The sequence below is a fragment of the Halobacillus sp. BBL2006 genome (assembly GCF_000786645.1).
In the GTDB taxonomy this organism is placed as follows: domain Bacteria; phylum Bacillota; class Bacilli; order Bacillales; family Halobacillaceae; genus Halobacillus.
In genome coordinates, this window is the sequence record NZ_JRNX01000218.1 from 1 (window position 1) to 2,376 (window position 2,376).

At 40.5% G+C, this 2,376-nt stretch carries 3 protein-coding genes and 1 other annotated feature; of the genes, 1 reads left to right on the forward strand and 2 read right to left on the reverse strand.

Annotation, left to right across the window (positions count from 1 at the left end; translation table 11 throughout):
• Together LD39_RS07440 and LD39_RS07445 are read right to left on the reverse strand one after the other, a co-directional pair.
• On the reverse strand, positions 1-315 hold a 315-nt coding region (locus LD39_RS07440), incomplete at its 3' end, for a thioredoxin family protein (RefSeq protein ID WP_035544684.1).
• Between the two features lie 99 nt (positions 316-414).
• Positions 415-1,026 (reverse strand): DUF421 domain-containing protein, encoded by a 612-nt coding sequence (locus LD39_RS07445; protein WP_035544686.1) that lies wholly within the window; start codon positions 1,024-1,026, stop codon positions 415-417.
• A 102-nt stretch (positions 1,027-1,128) separates the two neighbouring features.
• Positions 1,129-1,342 (forward strand) — a binding site (T-box leader).
• 129 nt (positions 1,343-1,471) lie between these two features.
• Here LD39_RS07445 and argS point away from each other — a divergent pair.
• Positions 1,472-2,376 (forward strand): arginine--tRNA ligase (gene argS / locus LD39_RS07450; protein ID WP_035544688.1); only part of this gene is annotated, 905 nt, incomplete at its 3' end.

Below are 2,376 nucleotides of genomic sequence, written 5' to 3' on the forward strand. Positions count from 1 at the left end.
AAAGTGATTAAATTTCGCTAGTTGTTGGTTCAGTTCACCGATCGGGACAAACCGTGCTTTCCGGAACAGCTCTTTACCTTCAGAAAATACTAAAACGGCAGGAACCGTCATGACTGAATATTCTCCTGCCACCTGAGGAACTTCCTGTGCATCAATATGCTTTGAGGAAATCTTCGGATAATCCCTCAAAAGCTCCTCGATTTGTGGTAAAAGAGAATGGCATACGGAGCAATTTGGTTGAGAAATATATAAAATAGCTAACGGTTCATTGTTTATAAAGGAATTCGCTTCTTCAATTGAATGGATGAGATCCATCAGGTATCACCTCTTTATTTGATCTCCTCTATTGTACCAACAGAGCCGAATAAATTCTTTTCATATGCTCGCTCTCATATAGGAACAAACTTCATTTGATTATTGCAGGTGTTTCGGCGGGGGGCTCTGATTTTCTTTATTCTCTACTTCTGCGAAGATATTTCCTTTTTCCAATGAGCTCGGAATTTGCGGGATGAGGTTTGACTCTAACTTTTCTTTCAATAAGGCAATCTCTTTCCTTAATTGTTCAATATCCTCTTTTGTTGCTGCCTTTTTATTTTCCTTCCATTCAATCCCTACTTGGCCATTCGGTTCTAGAGTCGCTGTTTCAACATCATTAATAGAAGAGACGTTTTGCTGTCTTAATTTCATTTCTAGCTGGTCGACAGTAAATCGGAGAGACTTCAAGTTCTTTTCCTGCAGCTGCCCTTTAACAATCACTGGTACGGCTCGGCCTGTAAGAAAGCTTTCCATGAAATCAAATTTCAATTGCAAAAATTCCATCACAATCAGTGTGATCACAAGAACTGCTCCCACTCCAAAGGTCATCCAAATATTTTCCCCTGCTACAGGTTGAATCAATAAAGATCCGACCGCTATCATAATGACGGTTTGAGCGAGAGTCATCTGGGAAATAGACTTTCTCCCTCCCACTCGTAAAATAATTGTTCCAACCAAAATGATAAGCACCGATTTCCAAATCCAGTTCATGCAAACACCTCACTGTTGCTATTTTCCCACCTGATTTCCTATTTATTCCTTGATACGACTTGCAATTCATTTTGTCTTCCGCTATAATTTTCTAAAATATTCTAAAATTCTAAGAAAAAGAGAGTAACTATGATGGAACGAGCAGCGAGTCAGGGTAGGTGGAAGCCTGATACGGATCCAAGTAGTGAACCGGACTTTTGAGAAGCCATCCTGAACACCTAGTAGGGATGGCCGGGAATTTCCCGTTACCAATAACCAAGTGGCTTTTTGTTATAGCTAAAAGAGTGGTACCGCGAGCATAAACCTCGTCTCTTACAAGGAGACGGGGTTTTTTATTTTTTATAGGCATGTGTAAAATATAGTGTTTTCGCTAACTCAATGTGATTTTCTTAAGCGCGTCAGGTCTACCCGTTCCTCTCCACACTTATTAATTAGGAGGTTTTTTATGGAAAAGTATATCTTTGCACTGCAGTTATCTCATTTATTAGGTGAAAACTTTTCACGTGATTGGATTTATGAACAGATCGAAATTCCAAAGCAGGGCCATTTAGGCGATTTAGCCTTTCCGTGCTTTCAACTCGCCAAGTCGTTCCGTAAAAGCCCCGCTGATATAGCGGCTGACCTTGTTCCTAAGCTGAACCATAATGTTTTTGCAGAAGTAACGTCAATCGGTGGATATCTAAATGTGTTCTTAAATCAGTCATTTATCATGGATCACACTCTAAAACAAGTGATGACGGATCCACCTCTCTATGGTCACCACGACTTCGGAGATGGTAAAACGATTGTCCTGGACATGTCTGCACCGAACATCGCGAAACCTTTCTCGATGGGACACTTGCGTTCAACTGTGATCGGTAACGCTCTTGCCAATTTAGCAGAGAAATGCGGATATGAAACGGTCAAGATTAATTATATCGGTGATTATGGGACGCAGTTTGGAAAGCTGCTTTGCGCTTATAAAAAGTGGGGAGATGAACAAGCGGTTAAAGAAAATCCGCTGAAAGAGCTCAATAAAGTTTATGTGAAATTCCATGAAGCTTCCCAAGAGAATTCTTCTCTCATAGAGGATGGAAGAGACTGGTTTAAGAAATTGGAAAACAATGATGAAGAAACCATTACACTATGGAAATGGTTCAAAGAGGTTTCTTTAGAAGAGTTCAATAAAATCTACGAACTCCTTGGAATCTCTTTCGACCTCACCCGGGGAGAAGCCTATTACAACGATAAAATGGAAGCTACGATCGAGCTGCTAAATGAAAAAAACTTGTTGGAAGAATCAGAAGGAGCACAAGTTGTCCGTCTTGATCAAGAAGGCCTTCCTCCCTGCCTCATTCGTAAAAGCAATGG

Bases quoted from the DNA above. Each gene is read 5' to 3' on its own strand.
- LD39_RS07445 (WP_035544686.1), bottom strand. From the start codon at position 1,026: ATGAACTGGATTTGGAAATCGGTGCTTATCATTTTGGTTGGAACAATT.